This window comes from Streptomyces poriferorum (genome assembly GCF_019399235.1).
Lineage (GTDB): Bacteria > Actinomycetota > Actinomycetes > Streptomycetales > Streptomycetaceae > Streptomyces > Streptomyces poriferorum.
Genome location: NZ_JAELVH010000028.1, coordinates 31,474 through 49,604, shown reverse-complemented (window position 1 = coordinate 49,604; position 18,131 = coordinate 31,474). Strand labels below are relative to the sequence as shown.

Below are 18,131 nucleotides of genomic sequence, written 5' to 3'. Positions count from 1 at the left end.
GTCAGGCGCCGATGAGCTTGGCGAACTTCTCCTCGTACGCCGTCTCTTCCTCGGCGGTCAGGGAGCGGAAGGCGTGCGACCTGGCGGCCATCGCCTTGTCCGGGAGGATCAGCGTGTTGGCGGCCATCGCCTTGTCGATCCTGGCGAGTTCCTCGCGGACCCCGTCGACCGGGCAGACGTAGTTGATGTACGCGGCGAGCTGGGCGGCGACCGGGGGCTCGTAGTAGTAGTCCATGAGCTTCTCGGCGTTCGTCTTGTGCCGGGCCTTGGCCGGGACCAGCATGTTGTCGCTGGAGGTGATGTATCCGGCGGCCGGGATGGCGAACTTGATGTCCGGGTTGCCGGCCTGCAGCTGGATGATGTCACCGGCCCAGGCGACGCAGGCGGCGATGTCGCCCTTGTCGAGGTCGGCGGTGTAGTCGTTGCCGGTGAAGCGGCGTATCTGGTTCTTGTCGACGCCCTTCTGCATCCGGCCTATCGCGGCGTCGTAGTCGGCGTCGGTGAACTTGCCCGGGTCCTTGCCCATGTCGAGCAGGGTCATCCCGACGGAGTCGCGCATCTCGGAGAGGAACGCGACCCGGCCCTTGAGGGTGGGGTCGTCGAGCAGCTGCGTCACGGAGTCGACCTTGCGGCCGCCGGTCGCCTTGGAGTTGTACGCGATGACGGTCGGGATGCCGGTCCAGGGGTAGGAGTAGGCGCGGCCCGGGTCCCAGTCGGGGGTGCGGAACTGGGGCGAGAGGTTGGCGAACGCGTGCGGCAGGTTCGCCGGGTCGAGCTTCTGGGCCCAGCCGAGCCGGATGATGCGGGCGGCCAGCCAGTCGGTGACGATGATCAGGTCGCGGCCGGTGTCCTGGCCGGCCGCGAGCTGCGGTTTGATCTTCCCGAAGAACTCGACGTTGTCGTTGATGTCCTCGGTGTACTTCACCTTGATCCCGGTGCGTTCGGTGAACGCTTCCAGGGTGGGCCGGTGTTTCTCGTCCTCGCTGACGTCCATGTACTCGGTCCAGTTGGAGAAGTTGACCTGCTTCTCCTTGGCCGAGTGGTCGTCCGAGGCCGCAGCCGCGTCGCCCTCGCGTTTGGCGGGCGGGATGCCGCACGCGCTCAGTGTCCCCAGACCGCCGATCGCGAGGGCGCCCATGCCTGAGGCGCGCAGCAGCGATCGGCGGGTGAGGGCTCCCCTGCCATTGGTCAGACTCCGGCGCATCGCGGCCAGCTGGGCCGCGGAGAGTCGCTCGGGCTCGTACTGCTCCATACGCGTTGCCCTTTCGGGTGGGTGTGCGGCCGGACCGGCCGGGTTATCGGTCCCCGAAGATCGTGCGGTGCCAGTCCTTCCGGGCGACCGCGGTGTTGTCGTACATGACGTGCTTGACCTGCGTGTACTCCTCGAAGGAGTACGACGACATGTCCTTGCCGAAGCCGCTGGCCTTGTAGCCGCCGTGCGGCATCTCGCTGATGATCGGAATGTGGTCGTTGATCCACACGCAGCCCGCCTTGATCTCGCGGGTGGCGCGATTGGCCCGGTACAGGTCGCGGGTCCATGCGGAGGCCGCGAGTCCGTAGGGGGTGTCGTTGGCGAGCGCGATGCCCTCGTCGTCGGTGTCGAAGGGCAGCACGATCAGGACCGGGCCGAAGATCTCGGCCTGGACGATCTCGCTGTCCTGGGCGGCCCCGGCGATCAGGGTCGGCCGGTAGTAGGCGCCTTCCGCCAGTTCGCCGCCGGGGGCCTCGCCGCCGGTGACGACGGTGGCGTAGGCGCGGGCGCGCTCGACGAAGCCGGCGACCCGGTCGCGCTGGGCGTGGCTGATCAGCGGGCCGAGGTCGGTCTTCGGGTCGAACGGGTCACCGAGGCGGACCGTCTCCATCAGCGCGGCGACGCCCTGGACGAAGGCGTCGTGGAGCGGGCGCTGGACGTAGGCGCGGGTGGCCGCCGTGCAGTCCTGGCCGGTGTTGATGAGGGATCCGGCGACGGCCCCGTTGACCGCGGCCTCCAGGTCGGCGTCGTCGAAGACCACGAAGGGAGCCTTGCCGCCGAGTTCGAGGTGGAGGCGCTTGACGGTGGAGGTGGCGATCTCGGCGACGCGCTTGCCGACGGCGGTGGATCCGGTGAACGAGGTCATCACGACGTCCGGGTGCCCGACGAGGTGCTCGCCCGCCTCCTTGCCGACGCCGGTGACGATGTTGATCACGCCGTCCGGAATGCCCGCCTCGGTGGCCGCCTGCGCGAACATCAACGAGGTCAGCGGGGTGATCTCGGCGGGCTTGAGCACGATGGTGTTGCCTGCCGCGATGGCCGGGAGGACCTTCCAGGCGGCCATCTGGAGCGGGTAGTTCCAGGGAGCGATGGAGCCGATGACACCGATCGCCTCACGCCGTACGTACGAGGTGTGGTCGCCGTCGTATTCGGCGGCGGACTTCCCCTCCAGATGGCGGGCGGCACCCGCGAAGAAGGACGTGTTGTCGACCGTGCCGGGAACATCGAACTCGGTCGAGAGCTTGAGCGGCTTGCCGCACTGGAGGGACTCCGCGTAGGCGAAGTCGTCCGCCTGCTCCGCGAGCACGGCGGCGAAGCGGTTCATGGCCTCGGACCGCTCGGCCGGGGTCGCCCCGGACCAGCCGGGGAACGCCTCGCGTGCCGCCTCGACGGCCGCGTCCACGTCCGCGGTCCCGGCCGCCTCATAGGTGTAGACGGTGTCGCCGGTGGCCGGATCCACCACCTCGTGACTGTGTCCTGATGTGCCGGACCGCAGCCTTCCGCCGATGTACTGCGCGCCGTCCGCGAAGCGGTCCTGCACCTGGAAGCTGTTGCCCATCACGCTCTCCTCCGCCGCTGCCCCGCAGACCGGGGACGGCGTAGCTTCTGCTCGATTTGAGTGCCGATCCTGACAGAGGAGACCGAGCCCAACAAGTGATTCCGTTGTTGCCTTTTGGTTACGCGACGAAATCTGTCGACCATGTGTCGTGTCGGTGCGGACTTCCACGTACGGAATGTCAGTGGCGGATGCCAGACTCGCGTGTCATGGAACACATCGGGGATGTCCGGGACGCCGGCGGGCTCGTGTCGCGGGCAGCCGGGGGCGACAGAGTGAAGTACCTGCTGTTCTGGGGGCACCGGCCGCGCCCGGACGGCCGGATCGGCGCGAGCTGCCTCAGCCAGTGGTGGCCCTCGCCGTTCACGGTCGACGGGGTGACGTACGCGTCGGCCGAGCACTGGATGATGGCCGGCAAGGCGAGGCTGTTCGGTGACGCGGAGGCCGCGGAGCGGGCGGTGGAGGCGAAGACCCCGGCCGAGGCGAAGAAGGTGGGCCGGCTGGTCCGCGACTTCGACGGGGACGTGTGGGAGCGCGAGCGGTTCGGGCTGGTGGTCGCGGGCAGCGTCCACAAGTTCGGCCAGGACGCGGAGCTGGGCGGGTTCCTGCTGGGCACGGGCGACCGGGTGCTGGTCGAGGCGAGCCCGGTGGACCGGATCTGGGGCATCGGGCTCGCCGCGGACGACCCGCGCGCGGAGGACCCGGCGACGTGGCGGGGCCTGAATCTGCTGGGGTTCGCGCTGATGGAGGCGCGGGCCGCGCTGAGGGACGGCGCGGGCGGCATATGAGAAGGGGCCTCGGGGATATGGACACGTTCCATATCCCCGAGGCCCCGTTCCCTGGCCGCTCACCGGGCACCGCCCAGGGCCAGGAGTGTCGTTACGCGCCCTCGGCGACGAAGGACGTCATCGCGCGCCCGCGACGGCCGGGTGCGTCACCGCGCGTCTTCGATGACGAGCGATGTCCCGTAGGTGTTGTCGTCGTTGTAACTGGTGTCGTCGTCGAACTCGTCCGCGTGCGTGGCGAAGAGCCAGATGAGGCCACCGATGATGATGACGCCGATCGCGATGCCGATGGACCCCAGGATGAGCCCGGCCAGCGCCTGGCCGGCGTTGTCCGCCTCCCCTCGCGAGGCCCGCTTGCGGCCGATGATGCCGAAGATCAGCGCGAGCGTGCCCAGGATGAGACTGGGGATGCCGTAGATGCAGAACAGGCAGACGGCGAGGATTCCCAGCACCATCGACGCCGTGCCCATGCCGTTGGAGGGGCCAGCGCCCCACGCCGGCTGGCCGCCGTAGCCCGGATAGCCGCCGTACTGCGGGGCCGGCGGAGCCGGGTAGCCGTACTGCGACTGTGACGGGGCCGGGTAGCCGTACTGCGACTGCGGCGGAGCCGGGTAGCCGTACTGCCCCGCGGGCGGCGGGGCCGCCTGACCGGGACCGTTCGGTCCGACCGGCGGTGGCGGCACCGCCCCCGGGTCCTGCCAGGGGCCGGCCGGCTGTCCCTGGCCGGGCGGGCCGAAACCGGCCGTGGGTATCGGGCCCGTCCCGGAGTTCGGCATCGACGTGACCGTCTGATGATCATGCACGGGCGGCGGCCCCGGATTCCCGGTGCCCTCGTCCGTCTGCGGACGGGTGTCGCCGGTGTTCTTGTCCAGCGGCACCTTGGCGTCCGGCGGAGCCCACGGATCGCGCGGCGCGGACCCGTCCGCAGGCCGTTCTGAGCTGTCTGACATGAGCCTCCCCCATCGTGATGCCGTCATGCTACGGGCCACCCCGTCCTACGATGACTCCCGTCCCCTGCCCGGTTCCCCGACACACCGGGCCCCGCACCACCCCTGCCCCAGGAGGATCCGATGACCGATCTGCACCCCTTCATCGCGGGGCTGCCCAAGGCCGAGCTCCATGTCCACCATGTCGGCTCGGCCTCGCCCCGCATCGTCGCCGAACTGGCCGCGCACCACCCCGACTCCAAGGTCCCCACCGCACCCGAGGCGCTGGCCGACTACTTCACCTTCACCGACTTCGGCCACTTCATCGACGTGTACCTCTCGGTCGTGGACCTGATCCGCACCCCGGAGGACGTCCGGCTGCTGACGTTCGAGGTCGCCCGGGACATGGCGCGGCAGAACATCCGTTACGCGGAACTGACCGTCACCCCCTTCTCCTCCACCCGCCGCGGCATCCCCGAACAGGCCTTCATGGAGGCCATCGAGGACGCCCGCAAGGCCGCCGAGTCCGAGCTCGGGGTCGTCCTGCGCTGGTGCTTCGACATTCCGGGCGAGGCAGGTCTGGAGGCCGCCGAGGAGACCACCCGCCTCGCCGTGGACCTACGGCCGGAGGGGCTCGTCTCCTTCGGTCTCGGCGGCCCGGAGATCGGCGTGGACCGCCCGCAGTTCAAGCCCTACTTCGACCGGGCGATCGCCGAGGGCCTGCACTCCGTGCCGCACGCCGGTGAGACCACGGGACCGCAGACGATCTGGGACGCGCTGACCTCACTGCGGGCCGAGCGCATCGGCCACGGCACCAGTTCGGTCCGCGACCCGAGGCTGCTGGCCCATCTCGCCGAGCACCGCATCGCGCTGGAGGTGTGCCCCACCTCCAACATCGCGACCCGGGCGGTCACGGACATCGAGCAGCACCCGGTGAAGGAGATGGTGGAGGCCGGTGTCCTGGTCACCATCAACAGCGACGACCCGCCGATGTTCGGTACCGACCTCAACAGTGAGTACGGGGTGGCTGCCCGCCTCCTGGGACTCGACGAGCGGGGTCTCGCGGCGCTCGCGAAGAACGCGGTCGAGGCGTCCTTCCTCGACGCGGCCGGGAAGCGCACGCTGGCTGCCGAGATCGACACGTACACGACGGACTGGCTGGAGCACACCGGCCGGTGACGCCGCAGTGGTGACAATGGCCCCATGGCCACTGTCACTCCTGTCACCTCTGTCACCGCCGTCGCGCACCGCGGAGATCCCTACCGCGTCCGCGAGAACACCCTCCTCTCGATCCGCTCGGCCCTCGAACGGGGGGCGGACGCGGTCGAGATCGACGTCCGGGTCACCGGCGACGGCGTACCGGTCCTGCTGCACGACGCCACGCTGGAGCGGCTCTGGGGGCATGACGTGCGGCTGGACCGGCTCACGCATCAGGAGCTGACCGAGCGGACCGAGGGCGCGGTGCCCACCCTGCGCGAGGCGTTGCTCGTCGCCGGGGCGCACCGCGTCATGCTCGATCTGCCCGGGTCCACGCCCGATTCCGTCCGAAGGACCGTCGGCGTGGTCCGTGAGTGCGGGGCCGGTGAGCGCGTCTACTACTGCGCGGGGCCCGAGGCGATGCTGCGGGTGCGGGCCGCCGACCCGTCCGCCGAGATCGCGATGACCTGGACGACACTGGCCCCTCCCCGGGCGGCCCTGCTGGACGCGGTGCGGCCGCGCTGGCTGAACTACCGGTTCGGGCTGGTGAGCCGGGAGCTGACGGACCGCTGTCACCGTGACGGGCTGCTGGTGTCGGCGTGGACGGCGGACACCGGCCGCACGATGCGACGGCTGATCAGGCAGGGCGTGGACTCCATCACCACCAACCGGATCGACGTCCTGCACAAGGTGATCCTCAACTCCACGCCCAGCCAGGGATCTTGACCGGTCCGGCATCATGGACGGACCTCATCGTCCCGATGCCAGGCCGGCACCAAGGAGCCAGACGTGACCGCCCCCCGCAGCAATTCCCTCCCCGCACGCGTCCGTGCCGACGTCGCCCACAACGCCCGCGTGTGGAACTACTGGCTCGGCGGAAAGGACCACTTCCCGGTGGACCGGACGGTCGGTGACCAGGTCACCGGCATGTATCCGAGCATCGGCGAAGTGGCGCGGGCGGACCGGGCGTTCCTCGGCCGGGCGGTGCGCCATCTGGCCGGCGACGCGGGCATCGGCCAGTTCCTGGACATAGGCACCGGCCTGCCGACGGCGGACAACACCCACGAGGTGGCCCAGCACACCGCGCCCGACGCCCGCGTCGTCTATGTCGACAACGATCCGATCGTCCTGGCGCACGCCCGCTCGCTGCTCACCAGTTCACCGGAGGGCGCGACCGAGTACATCGACGCGGACGCCCGTCACCCGGACCGGATCCTGCGGGCCGCGCAGCCCACCCTCGACCTGGAGCGGCCGGTCGCGGTCATGCTGCTGGGCATCCTGAACTTCGTCCTCGACACGGACGAGGCGCTGCGGATCGTCCGGCAGTTGATGGCCGCGGTGCCGTCCGGCAGCTATCTGGTCCTCACGCACCCCACGCTGGAGCTGGGCGGCGAGGGCAACGAGGCGGCGATGCGGTTCTGGAACGAGAACGCCACTCCCCCGATCACCGCCCGCGGCCGTTTCGAGTTCGCCGCGTTCCTGGACGGGCTGGACATCCTCGATCCGGGCATCGTCTCGTGCGCGCGCTGGCGCCCCGGTCCCGGCCCGGCCGGGGCGGAGGTCGCCCAGTTCGGCGCGGTGGCACGGAAGCCCTGATGCGTCTGCGTGGCCTCGCGGCGAAAGCGCTCGGGGCCGGCCCTCGCACGGTCGACCTCCTCATCGCGCTGCTGGTCCAGGCCGCCATGACCATGCCGTTCGTGGTGCCGCGCGCGCCCGGTCTGCCGGAGGCGACGTGGACGTCGTACGGGCTGACCACCCTGATGGTGCTGCCGCTGATCGCCCGCCGCCGGGCGCCGGTCGCGGTCCTCCTTGCCGTGCTCGTGGCCGGCGGGCTGTACAGGTTCACCGTCGACGGACCGGGCCAGCCGCTCCCGTACACCGGCCTCGTGGCGTTCTACACGGTGGCCGAACTGTCCTCGCCGCCGAAGCGGACCGGGATCGCGGCGCTCACGATGCTCGCGGTCCTGGTCTCGGTGGGGTTGGACAGCGACGCGCTGCGGGAGCTGCTCTTCTCCCTGTTCGTGTTCGCCGCGGCCTACGCCTTCGGCCGGCTCGCCGTGACACGCAAGGCGTATCTGCGGGCGGTGGAGGACCGGGCCCGTCAGCTGGAGCTGACGCACCTCATCGAGGCGGAACAGGCCGCGGCCCGTGAGCGGGCCCGGATCGCCCGGGAGATGCACGACGTCCTGTCCCATGCGGTGAGCCTGATGATCGTGCAGGCCGAGGCCGGACCGGTGGCGGTCCGTACGGCTCCGGAACGTGCCGAGGCCGCCTTCGACGCGATCTCGGAGTCGGGCCGGGACGCGATGGTGCAGCTGCGCCGGATGCTCGGTGTGCTGCGCGAAGGCGACGGAGAGCCGGAAGCGCCCCGCGAGCCCCAGCCGGTGCTGGACGGGTTGCCCGGCCTGGTGGAGCGGGTACGTGCGGGTGGTCCGCCGGTCTCGTACGAGGTGAGCGGCAACGGCCGGCCGCCCGGCCTGGCGGTCGAGGCCACCGTCTACCGGATCGTGCAGGAGGCCCTGACGAACGTGGTCCGGCATGCCGGCGCGGCCTCGGTCCGGGTGCGGCTGGAGCACGGGCGCGATGCGTTGACCCTGACGGTCACCGATGACGGACGCGGCCCGGGCGGTGGAGCGGGGCTGGGGCTGACCGGCATCCGGGAGCGCGCCGCCGCACACGGAGGCACGGCCCGCACCGGCCCCGGTCCGGACGGCCGTGGCTTCCGGGTCGCGGTGACGATCCCGCACCCGCGGCAGGAATCTGTGACGGTACGACGGACAGGGGTGGGGCAGTGACGATCCGCGTGGTGGTCGCCGACGATCAGGAGCTGGTGCGCAGTGGCTTCGCGATGATCCTGGACGCGCAACCGGACATCGAGGTGGTGGCCGAGGCAGGTGACGGCGCCTCGGCGGTCGAGGCCGTGCGGCGGCTGGCCCCCGAGGTGGCGCTGCTCGACATCCGGATGCCCGGAACGGACGGCATCGAGGCCTGCCGCACCATCACGGCCGGGAGCGCTTGCCGGACGGTCATGCTGACCACGTTCGACTCGGACGAGTACGTCTACGAAGCTCTGCACGCGGGGGCGAGCGGCTTCCTGCTCAAGGACGTGCGCCGGGACGATCTGGTGCACGCGGTACGCGTGGTGGCGGCCGGGGACTCGCTGCTGGCGCCCTCGGTGGCCCGCCGCCTGATCGCCGAGTACACCTCGCGGCCGCCCACCGCGGCGGCGGAGCCGTCCGCGCGCCTGGACGTGCTGACCACGCGGGAACACGAGACGCTGCTCCATCTGGCGCGCGGGCTGTCGAACGCGGAGATCGCGGCCGCGCTGGTCGTCAGCGAGCACACGGTGAAGACGCACGTCGGCAACGTGCTGTCCAAACTGGGGCTGCGCGACCGGATCCAGGCGGTGATCTGCGCGTACGAGTGCGGTGTCGTCTCTCCCTCCGCGGAGGGAGGGCCCGAAGGCTTGTCCCCCGCGCAGGGGAGGAAGCCTCCCCCGAGGAAACCCCCGCTCGGGTGATCCGCCCGGGCGCGTGGATCAACAGGATGGATTCCGAAAGCAGTTGAGGACTCCCCCGGATCCCACGCCCAGGAGGCACCGGACATGAACGCCCGCACGTCCCGCACCGTCATCGCAGCCGCCCTGCTCCTCGGCATCGCCGCGGGCCCGGCGGCCTCACCGGCCCTTGCGGCAGCCGCCGCCCCGGTGGCAGGCCCGGGCGCCCGGCATTCGTCGCCCGTCGGAGGATCGGAGGCCGAGGCGCTGCGGGCGGCGATCGGCGGGCTCCCGTCGGACGACGCCACGGCCGCGCTGGTGCGCGTCTCGGGCACCGGGGGTGTCTGGCGGGGCAGCGCCGGTGTCCACGACCTGGCGTCCGGGCGGGCGGCGGACCCTTCCGGGCGCTTCCGGGTCGGCTCGGTCACCAAGGTCTTCACGGCGGCCGTGGTCCTCCAGTTGGCCGGGGAGGGCAGGATCGGCCTGGACCGCCCGGTCCGGCGCTACCTGCCCGACCTGATCCCGGCGACGTACGGCCAGGTCACGGTGCGCCAGCTGCTGAACCACACGAGCGGCCTCCCGTCCGTCGACCCGGGCAACGGCGACACGCTGGAGGACTGGTACGAGCACCGGTTCGACGTGATCGACCCGGCGGACGTGGTGCGCGAAACCACCGCACACCGGCCGGACTTCGCGCCCGGCACCCAGCAGCACTACGCCAACATCGGCTACACGGTGGCGGGCCTGCTCATCGAGCGGGTCACGGGTGACACATACGCCTCCCAGGTCTCGCGCCGCGTCCTGGAGCCACTGCGTCTCGTGGACACCTACTTCCCCGGCACCGATCCGTCGATACGCGGCCGGCACAACCGCGGGTACCAGATATTCGGTACGGAGGGCGAGCTGCGCGACGTGACGGCGTGGGGGGTGAGCGACGCCTGGGCGGCGGGAGACCTGATCTCGACCACCGCCGATCTGGAGCGCTTCACCCGGGCGCTGTTCGGCGGACGGGTGGTGCGCGGACCGCTGCTGGAGGAGATGTTCACGCTGCCCGACGCGTCGGTGCGGGAGTACGGCACGGGCAGGCCCGCCGCGTTCGGCGCGGGTCTCTCGGTGATGACGCTGGGCGGACGCGAGGTCTGGGGAAAGACGGGCGGCCGCTGGGGATACAACACGGTCATAGCGGCCACCCGTGACCTCTCCCGGACCCTCGTCTACAGCGTCAACTCGACGGACGCGAAGGGCGGGGACATGAATCCCACGGCGCTGGACATCGTGGTGGCCGCCTTCGGCGCCCCATCGGACAGGTGACTCAGGCAGCCGGGGCGGGCGCCGCGGCATGCACCGGATCCGGTGTCCGCTCCATGGCCTCCAGCCGCTTGATCCTGCGGTGCACGATCAGCAGCGGGATCACCCCGAAGACGCCGAACGACATGTCGATGACCGACCACCAGAAGGGGATGTCGCGGATCGGACCGCAGATCAGGGCGAGCGGGATGATCCCGGCACAGGCGATCATGCCGAACTCGATGACCCAGATGTTGCGGACCGGATCTCGGTAGGGGCCGTAGAAGGCGACCGCGATCACGAGATGCGCGAAGGCCAGCCAGTCGGTGCCGTACAGCACGAACGGGTACTCGGCGTCGGCCGTGTCGATTCCGGTGCGGACACGGGTGATCCACTCCATCAGGGCCGGGAAGTGCTCGGGCACGGGCGAGGCCGAGGAGCTCAGCAGGTCCTCGGCCCAGCGCAGTTCATGGACGAGCGGGAAGGCGGTCAGCCCGCTCAGAACCAGACAGACGACGAAGACCGCCAACCACACGCGTATACGCCTCCGAAGGGCGCGTCGCTCGCTCATGTCCGCAGCGTACGCCCATGTTTACCGGGCCTTTACGCCACCCTCGGAAGGGCCTCACAAGCCGACGACGGCGTTCCACTTCTTGGCGAATTCCGTGCGTTCCTCGGACGTGATGTCGCGGGCGATGGCCAGCCGCTTGCGCATGTCGTCGTCGGGGAAGATCAGCGGGTCCTCCGCCAGCGCGGCGGTCTCCTCGTCCTTGGAGGAGGCGAGCACCTCGCGTGCGGCCGGCACCGGGCAGACGTAGTTGACCCAGGTGGCGAGCTCGGCGGCGACCTCGGGCTCGTAGTAGTGGTCGATGAGCTTCTCCGCATTGCGCTTGTGGCGGGCGAGGTTGGGGATCATGAGCGACTCGGCCCAGAGCTCGGCCCCCTCCTCGGGCACCACGAACTCGATGTCGGGGTTGTCCGCCTGGAGCTGGATGACGTCACCGGAGTAGGCCTGGCAGGCGAGCACGTCTCCGGTGGAGAGGTCCTTGATGTAGTCGTTGCCGGTGAAGCGACGGATGTGTTTGGTCTTCACCAGCTTCTCCACCTGGTCGCAGATGTCGTAGAAGTCGTCGCGCTTCCAGCGGGTGATGTCGACACCGTTGCCCTGCATCAGCAGGGCGAAGGACTCGTCGAGCCCGGACAGCAGGGTGACCTTGCCGCGCAGGTCGTCCGCCCACAGCTCGCTCGTGTGCCTGATCTCCCGGCCGAGCCTCTTGCGGTTGTACGCGATGCCGGTGATGCCGGACTGCCAGGGCACGCTCTGCGTCCGGCCCTTGTCGAAGGCGGGCGAGCGCAGCTGCGGATCGAGGTACTTCGCCACGTTGGGCTGCTTCGCCCGGTCCATCTCCTGGACCCAGCCGAGCCGGACGAACCGCGCCGCCATCCAGTCGCTGATGACGATCAGATCGCGGCCGGTCTGCTGGTGGTTCATCAGGGCCGGGCTGATCTTGCCGAAGAACTCGTCGTTGTCGTTGATCTCCTCGGTGTACGTGACGGAGATCCCGGTCCGCTCGCTGAACGCGTCGAGGGTGGGCCGCTTCGACTCGTCCTTGTCGTCCGTGTCGATGTAGAGGGGCCAGTTCGCGAAGTGCAGGGTGTGATCGCCGGCGGAGTAGTCGCGTCCGGCACGGTCACCCGGCTCCACGAAGGCGGCGGGGACTCCGCAGCCGGCCAGCGTGACGCCGGCCGCTCCCGCCCCGAAGGCGCGGAGCACGGACCGGCGGGACATGGGGTGGTTCGGGATCGCTCGCACCTGCGCAGGATGCCGGTCGGCCGGTGCGGCGGGCAATGGACCAACCGTCCAGCGCTGCCCGCCCACTGCGCACACCCTGTCGAGGGTCCGGCACGGGGGCGGGGCACGGATACGGCCCCGGGCGCTCGCACAGTGCGCCCGGGGCCGTGTCCGTAACGGATGGAGCGAAGGTCAGCCGTCGAGCGAGGTCATGACGTGCTTGATGCGGGTGTAGTCCTCGAAGCCGTAGGCGGAGAGGTCCTTGCCGTAGCCGGACTTCTTGAACCCGCCGTGCGGCATCTCGGCGACGAGCGGGATGTGGGTGTTGATCCACACACAGCCGAAGTCGAGGTTCTTGGACATCCGCATGGCACGGCCGTGGTCCTTGGTCCACACCGAGGAGGCCAGCGCGTAGTCGACGCCGTTCGCCCACTCCAGGGCCTGGGCCTCGTCCGTGAAGGACTGGACGGTGATGACCGGGCCGAAGACCTCGTTCTGGATGATCTCGTCGTCCTGCTTGAGCCCGGAGACGACGGTAGGGGCGTAGAAGTAGCCCTTCTCGCCGACCCGGTGGCCGCCGGCCTCGACCTTGGCGTGGGCGGGGAGCCGCTCGATGAAGCCGCTGACCTGGGCGAGCTGGTTGGCGTTGTTGAGCGGGCCGTAGAGCACGTCCTCGTCGTCCGGCTGCCCGGTCTTCGTGTCGGCGGCCGCCTTGGCCAGTGCGGTGACGAACTCGTCGTGGATCGACTCGTGGACGAGCACCCGGGTCGCTGCCGTGCAGTCCTGCCCGGCGTTGAAGTAGCCGGCGACCGAGATGTCCTCGACGGCCTTGGCGATGTCCGTGTCCTCGAAGACGACGACGGGAGCCTTGCCGCCGAGCTCCAGGTGGACCCGCTTGACGTCCTTGGCGGCGGACTCGGCCACCTGCATTCCGGCCCGGACCGAACCGGTGATGGAGGCCATGGCCGGGGTCCGGTGCTCGACCATCGCACGGCCGGTGTCGCGGTCGCCGCAGATGACGTTGAAGACACCCTTGGGCAGGATCTGCCCGATGATCTCGGCGATCAGCACGGTGGACGCCGGGGTGGTGTCGGACGGCTTGATGACGACGGTGTTGCCCGCGGCGAGCGCCGGGGCGAACTTCCAGACGGCCATCATCATCGGGTAGTTCCACGGCGCGACCTGCGCGCAGACACCGACCGGCTCACGGCGGACGATGGAGGTCAGTCCCTCCATGTACTCGCCGGCCGAGCGGCCCTCCAGCAGCCGGGCGGCGCCCGCGAAGAAGCGGATCTGGTCCACCATCGGCGGGAGCTCTTCGGTGCGGGTCAGCCCGACCGGCTTGCCCGTGTTCTCGGACTCGGCCGCGATGAGGTCCTCGGCGCGCTCCTCGAAGGCGTCCGCGATCTTCAGCAGGGCGCGCTGGCGCTCGGCGGGCGTCACGTCGCGCCACGCGGGGAAGGCGGCAGCGGCGGCGTCCATCGCGGCATCGACGTCGGCCTCGCCGGACAGCGGAGAGGTCGCGTAGACCTCCTCCGTCACCGGGTTGACCACATCGATGGTCCGCCCGTCCGCAGCGTCCCGGAACTCGCCGTTGATGTAGTTGCGCAGACGGCGCACCTCGGTGGTCACAACCACCCCTCCTGTCGACACGTCCAATGGGTGAGACACCCAGCCTAGTCGCATGGGTAACGGTTTCGACATACCCAACCGCCGCGAACTTCGGATTCAGTGTGATCCGAGGCCTTCAACAACGAATTTCATCGATTGAGGGTTGCGAGACAGACGAGTCCCGGTGCAGAGTGGCCCTGTGGCCAGTCGCAGCGCAGACTCCAGGACCGGGAACGGATCGTCCCCAGCGGTCGATGCCGTGTCCCTCGCAATCATCGAGCAGCTCCAGGAGGACGGGCGTCGTCCGTACGCCGCGATCGGCAAGGCCGTCGGCCTTTCCGAGGCGGCCGTGCGCCAGCGCGTCCAGAAGCTGCTCGACCAGGGCGTGATGCAGATCGTCGCCGTCACCGACCCGCTCACCGTGGGGTTCCGGCGGCAGGCGATGGTGGGGATCAACGTCGATGGCGACCTCGATCCCGTCGCGGAGGCCCTGTCGGCCATGACCGAATGCGAGTACGTGGTGATGACCGCGGGCTCCTTCGACCTGATGGTGGAGATCGTCTGCGAGGACGACGACCACCTGCTGGAGACGATCAACAAACGCATCCGGGCCATACCCGGTGTGCGCTCCACCGAGAGCTTCGTCTACCTCAAGCTCAAGAAGCAGACCTACATGTGGGGAACCCGATAGCCGTGAGCAAGGACCTCAGCCGGACCGCGTACGACCACCTGTGGATGCACTTCACCCGCATGTCGGACTACGAGAACGCAAGCGTTCCCACCATCGTGCGTGGCGAGGGCACCTACATCTACGACGACCAGGGCAAGCGCTACCTCGACGGCCTGTCCGGCCTGTTCGTCGTCAACGCCGGCCACGGCCGCCACGAGCTCGCCGAGGCCGCGTACAAGCAGGCCCAGGAGCTGGCCTTCTTCCCGGTGTGGTCCTACGCCCACCCGAAGGCCGTCGAGCTGGCCGAGCGCCTCGCGGACTACGCCCCGGGCGACCTCAACAAGGTTTTCTTCACCACCGGCGGCGGCGAGGCCGTCGAGACCGCCTGGAAGCTGGCCAAGCAGTACTTCAAGCTCAAGGGCAAGCCGACCAAGTACAAGGTCATCTCGCGTGCGGTCGCCTATCACGGCACCCCGCAGGGCGCCCTGTCCATCACCGGTCTGCCGGCCCTCAAGGCCCCCTTCGAGCCGCTGGTCCCCGGTGCTCACAAGGTGCCGAACACCAACATCTACCGCGCCCCGCTCTTCGGCGACGACCCGGAGGCCTTCGGCCGCTGGGCAGCCGACCAGATCGAGCAGGAGATCCTCTTCGAGGGCGCGGACACCGTCGCGGCCGTCTTCCTGGAGCCCGTACAGAACGCGGGCGGCTGCTTCCCGCCCCCGCCCGGCTACTTCCAGCGCGTCCGCGAGATCTGCGACAAGTACGACGTGCTGCTCGTCTCCGACGAGGTCATCTGCGCCTTCGGCCGCCTCGGCACGATGTTCGCCTGCGACAAGTTCGGCTACGTACCGGACATGATCACCTGCGCCAAGGGCATGACCTCGGGCTACTCCCCGATCGGTGCCTGCATCATCTCGGACAAGCTCGCCGAGCCGTTCTACGAGGGCGACAACACCTTCCTGCACGGCTACACCTTCGGCGGCCACCCGGTGTCCGCGGCGGTCGGCCTCGCCAACCTCGACATCTTCGAGCGCGAGGGCCTCAACCAGCACGTCCTCGACAACGAGAACGCCTTCTTCACCACGCTCCAGAAGCTGCACGACCTGCCGATCGTCGGCGACGTCCGCGGCAACGGCTTCTTCTACGGCATCGAGCTGGTGAAGGACAAGGCCACCAAGGAGACGTTCACCGACGAGGAGACCGAGCGCGTCCTGTACGGCTTCCTCTCCAAGGCGCTGTACGACAACGGCCTGTACTGCCGGGCCGACGACCGCGGCGACCCGGTCGTCCAGCTCGCCCCGCCGCTGATCTCCGACCAGTCCACGTTCGACGAGATCGAGGGCATCCTGCGGTCCGTCCTGACGGAGGCCTGGACGAAGCTCTGACCGATAGCCCGGACGGCCCAACGGCCGGCACCGCCTTGACCACCGCTTGACCGTCCCACGAGGGCCCTCCGGCGGTCATTTCATACGGTCCACGCGGCCCGGATGCGCCCATTCGAGTGGGAAGAAGCGCACCCGGGCCGCGTGCTGTGCGCACACCGCGGTCCGAATCCCTACGGTGCCGAGTGACCGATCGGCCCCGCCTTCGTTCCCCCGTACGGGGGAACGGGATATCTGATCTGAACCGAGGTGTACGCCATGGTGGCCCCGCCGGACAACGACGTGATCTGGGCGCGTTCCCTGCAGCACTCCCACAACGGCTCACCCGCGCTCGGCGGGGTCTCCCTGGGGATCCGCGATGGCGAGATCCTCGCGGTGACCGGTCCGCGCGGCAGCGGCAAGACGACCCTGCTGCACTGCCTCTCCGGCCAGCTGGTGCCCCAGCAGGGCGAGGTGTGGTTCAACAGCGTCCCGGTGCACACCATGGGCCCGCGGCTGCGGGAGCGGCTGCGCCGCGACAAGTTCGGCTGGATCGCCCCCGAACCCCAGCTCGTCCCGGAACTGAACACCTGGGAGAACACCGCCCTGCCGCTGATGCTGCGCGGCACCGGCCGCCGGGAGGCCAAGAAGGCCGCCATGGAGTGGCTGGAACGCCTCGACATCGGCATGTGCGCGCGGAAGCGGCCGCACACCCTCCAGCAGAGCCAGCGGCAGCGGATCTCGGTGGCCCGCGCACTGGCCGCCGCACCCTCGGTGATCTTCGCCGACGAGCCGACCGCCACGCTGCACCGCACCGACCGTGCTCACGTCCTGCGCACCCTCACCAGCGCGGCCCGCTCGCACGGCATCACGGTGGTGCTCGCCACGCACGACGCGGAAATCGCCGCACTCGCCGACCGTGTGGTGCCGCTGCTGGACGGACGCCGGGTCGCCACGGTCGCCCTGCCCGCCGAGGCCGATACGGAGGGCCGCGCGGCGTGCTCGCTCTCCGTCTAGCCCGCGGTTCCCACCCACTGGTCCTGATGCGGCGGCTGCTCGTCGCGGCCGCCTCCGCAGGGGTCGGCTTCCTCCTGCTGTGCACCCTCGGCTACGCCTCCGGGCATCCGGCGCACTCCGCCGGTTCCGTACTGCGGCTGCTGTGGTGCTTCGTACCGCTGGCCGCCACGGTGCAGTTCGCGGTCGCGGTGGCGCGTACCGACCCGAGCACCCGCCCGCGCGCCGGACTGTCCGCCGTCGGCCTCGGACCGGTGCGGCTCAGCGTGCTCGCCGCGGTCTCCACCGCCGTCTCGTGCACCCTCGGCTCGATGGTGGCGCTGCTGTTCTTCCTCCACCTGCGCGGCGACCTGTCCGGGCTGCCGTTCGACGGCGCGGCGGCCGGCCTGCTCGGCGCCGGGGCACCGCTGCCCCTGGCCGCCGCCCTCGTCCTGCTGACCCTGGTGCCCGCAGCCGCCGCGACGGCGAGCGCGATGGCGCTGCGCACCGCCCCGCCGCGGGCCACGGGCGCGCCGGAGGATGCCGACGACCTGCTGCCCGAGGAGCAGATCCCGGCCCCGGCGGCGCCGCCCGCCGGACTGCCCTGGGGCGTCGCCCTGACCGCCGCCGGACTCGCCGTCGAGGCGTACGCGAACCGCGGCTCGACCGGCAGCGCCTTCCCGCTCCCCGGCAAGCTCGACTCCACACCCGCCTGGGTCCTGGTGGGCTGGACCCTGACCGCGATCGGTCTCGCCACGGCGGGCCCGGGGCTGACCTACCTGTGCGGGCGCCTCCTCCAGGCGGTGCGTCCCGGAGCCGTACGTCTGCTGGCGGGCCGCGTCCTGATGAACGAGGCACGCCGGATCGGCCGGCCGCTGGGAGTCGTCTGCGCGGTCCTCTCCGCGGTCATCGCCGCGTTCGCGCTGTACGGGACGGGGCCACGCCCCTTCGGCCCGCTCACCGCACTCGGCGCCGTACTCGTCATCGGCTGCACCACCGCGACGCTGCTGACCTCCGCGCTGGAGGCGAGGCAGGCCCGTGCCGAAACGGCTCGGGCGCTGCTGCGGCTCGGCGCCCCGGCCTCGGCGCTGCGGGCGGCGACGGCGCTGCGCGCGGCCGCCCTGCTTCTCCTGTTCGCCCCGCTGACCTGGGCGATCGCCGAGCTGGCCGCACTGCCGCTGACCGCCTGAACGGGCCGACCGGGGC

Annotated in this window: 17 protein-coding genes; 11 read left to right on the top strand and 6 right to left on the bottom strand. The window is 70.4% G+C overall.

The window, feature by feature from the left end; translation table 11 throughout:
* Position 1: 1 nt before the first annotated feature.
* Both JGS39_RS08180 and JGS39_RS08175 read right to left on the bottom strand, forming a co-directional pair.
* The gene (locus JGS39_RS08180; protein WP_219568081.1) at positions 2-1,252 is read right to left on the bottom strand and encodes a polyamine ABC transporter substrate-binding protein; all 1,251 of its coding nucleotides are present in this window, start codon (positions 1,250-1,252) and stop codon (positions 2-4) included.
* Positions 1,253-1,295: 43 nt separating this feature from the next.
* Positions 1,296-2,810 (bottom strand): gamma-aminobutyraldehyde dehydrogenase, encoded by a 1,515-nt coding sequence (locus JGS39_RS08175; RefSeq protein ID WP_219568080.1) that lies wholly within the window; start codon positions 2,808-2,810, stop codon positions 1,296-1,298.
* Positions 2,811-3,016: 206 nt separating this feature from the next.
* On the opposite strand from JGS39_RS08175, the gene ybiA reads away from it, so the two are divergent.
* The gene (gene ybiA, locus JGS39_RS08170; protein ID WP_219568079.1) at positions 3,017-3,595 is read left to right on the top strand and encodes a riboflavin biosynthesis intermediates N-glycosidase; all 579 of its coding nucleotides are present in this window, start codon (positions 3,017-3,019) and stop codon (positions 3,593-3,595) included.
* A gap of 146 nt (positions 3,596-3,741) precedes the next feature.
* On the opposite strand, the gene JGS39_RS08165 is transcribed toward ybiA, so the two are convergent.
* On the bottom strand, positions 3,742-4,542 hold the full coding sequence (locus JGS39_RS08165; RefSeq protein WP_219568078.1) for a DUF4190 domain-containing protein: 801 nt from the start codon (positions 4,540-4,542) through the stop codon (positions 3,742-3,744).
* A 120-nt stretch (positions 4,543-4,662) separates the two neighbouring features.
* On the opposite strand from JGS39_RS08165, the gene JGS39_RS08160 reads away from it, so the two are divergent.
* The 6 genes from JGS39_RS08160 to JGS39_RS08135 all read left to right on the top strand — a co-directional run bounded on the left by JGS39_RS08160 (position 4,663) and on the right by JGS39_RS08135 (position 10,522).
* Positions 4,663-5,697 (top strand): adenosine deaminase, encoded by a 1,035-nt coding sequence (locus tag JGS39_RS08160; RefSeq protein ID WP_219568077.1) that lies wholly within the window; start codon positions 4,663-4,665, stop codon positions 5,695-5,697.
* Between the two features lie 24 nt (positions 5,698-5,721).
* Complete coding sequence (locus tag JGS39_RS08155) at positions 5,722-6,441, top strand: glycerophosphodiester phosphodiesterase (RefSeq protein WP_219568076.1); 720 nt, start codon at positions 5,722-5,724, stop codon at positions 6,439-6,441.
* Positions 6,442-6,504: 63 nt separating this feature from the next.
* A complete protein-coding gene (locus tag JGS39_RS08150) occupies positions 6,505-7,311 on the top strand; it encodes an SAM-dependent methyltransferase (RefSeq protein WP_219568075.1) in 807 nt (268 codons plus the stop codon).
* The gene (locus tag JGS39_RS08145; RefSeq protein ID WP_219568074.1) at positions 7,311-8,510 is read left to right on the top strand and encodes a sensor histidine kinase; all 1,200 of its coding nucleotides are present in this window, start codon (positions 7,311-7,313) and stop codon (positions 8,508-8,510) included. The genes JGS39_RS08150 and JGS39_RS08145 overlap by 1 nt, the downstream gene beginning before the upstream one ends.
* Complete coding sequence (locus JGS39_RS08140; RefSeq protein WP_219568073.1) at positions 8,507-9,235, top strand: response regulator; 729 nt, start codon at positions 8,507-8,509, stop codon at positions 9,233-9,235. Before JGS39_RS08145 ends, JGS39_RS08140 begins: the two co-directional genes overlap by 4 nt.
* An 84-nt stretch (positions 9,236-9,319) precedes the next feature.
* Positions 9,320-10,522 carry a serine hydrolase domain-containing protein gene (locus JGS39_RS08135; protein ID WP_219568072.1) on the top strand — a complete coding sequence of 401 codons (1,203 nt, stop codon included), beginning with the start codon at positions 9,320-9,322 and terminating at the stop codon, positions 10,520-10,522.
* 1 nt (position 10,523) lies between these two features.
* Here JGS39_RS08135 and JGS39_RS08130 read toward each other — a convergent pair whose 3' ends face one another.
* From JGS39_RS08130 to JGS39_RS08120, 3 genes are all read right to left on the bottom strand, one after another.
* Positions 10,524-11,069 (bottom strand): hypothetical protein, encoded by a 546-nt coding sequence (locus tag JGS39_RS08130; protein ID WP_219568071.1) that lies wholly within the window; start codon positions 11,067-11,069, stop codon positions 10,524-10,526.
* 54 nt (positions 11,070-11,123) lie between these two features.
* Complete coding sequence (locus JGS39_RS08125; RefSeq protein WP_219568093.1) at positions 11,124-12,287, bottom strand: ABC transporter substrate-binding protein; 1,164 nt, start codon at positions 12,285-12,287, stop codon at positions 11,124-11,126.
* A gap of 195 nt (positions 12,288-12,482) precedes the next feature.
* Entirely contained in the window at positions 12,483-13,922 is a 1,440-nt protein-coding gene (locus JGS39_RS08120) for a gamma-aminobutyraldehyde dehydrogenase (RefSeq protein ID WP_219568070.1), read from the bottom strand.
* A gap of 163 nt (positions 13,923-14,085) precedes the next feature.
* Between JGS39_RS08120 and JGS39_RS08115 the strand changes: the two genes are divergently transcribed.
* The 4 genes from JGS39_RS08115 to JGS39_RS08100 all read left to right on the top strand — a co-directional run bounded on the left by JGS39_RS08115 (position 14,086) and on the right by JGS39_RS08100 (position 18,115).
* Complete coding sequence (locus JGS39_RS08115; RefSeq protein ID WP_219568069.1) at positions 14,086-14,592, top strand: Lrp/AsnC family transcriptional regulator; 507 nt, start codon at positions 14,086-14,088, stop codon at positions 14,590-14,592.
* Entirely contained in the window at positions 14,577-15,956 is a 1,380-nt protein-coding gene (locus JGS39_RS08110) for an aspartate aminotransferase family protein (protein WP_219568068.1), read from the top strand. The genes JGS39_RS08115 and JGS39_RS08110 overlap by 16 nt, the downstream gene beginning before the upstream one ends.
* Positions 15,957-16,211: 255 nt before the next feature.
* Entirely contained in the window at positions 16,212-16,949 is a 738-nt protein-coding gene (locus JGS39_RS08105) for an ABC transporter ATP-binding protein (RefSeq protein WP_148021194.1), read from the top strand.
* The gene (locus JGS39_RS08100; RefSeq protein WP_219568067.1) at positions 16,931-18,115 is read left to right on the top strand and encodes a hypothetical protein; all 1,185 of its coding nucleotides are present in this window, start codon (positions 16,931-16,933) and stop codon (positions 18,113-18,115) included. Before JGS39_RS08105 ends, JGS39_RS08100 begins: the two co-directional genes overlap by 19 nt.
* Positions 18,116-18,131: the final 16 nt, after the last annotated feature.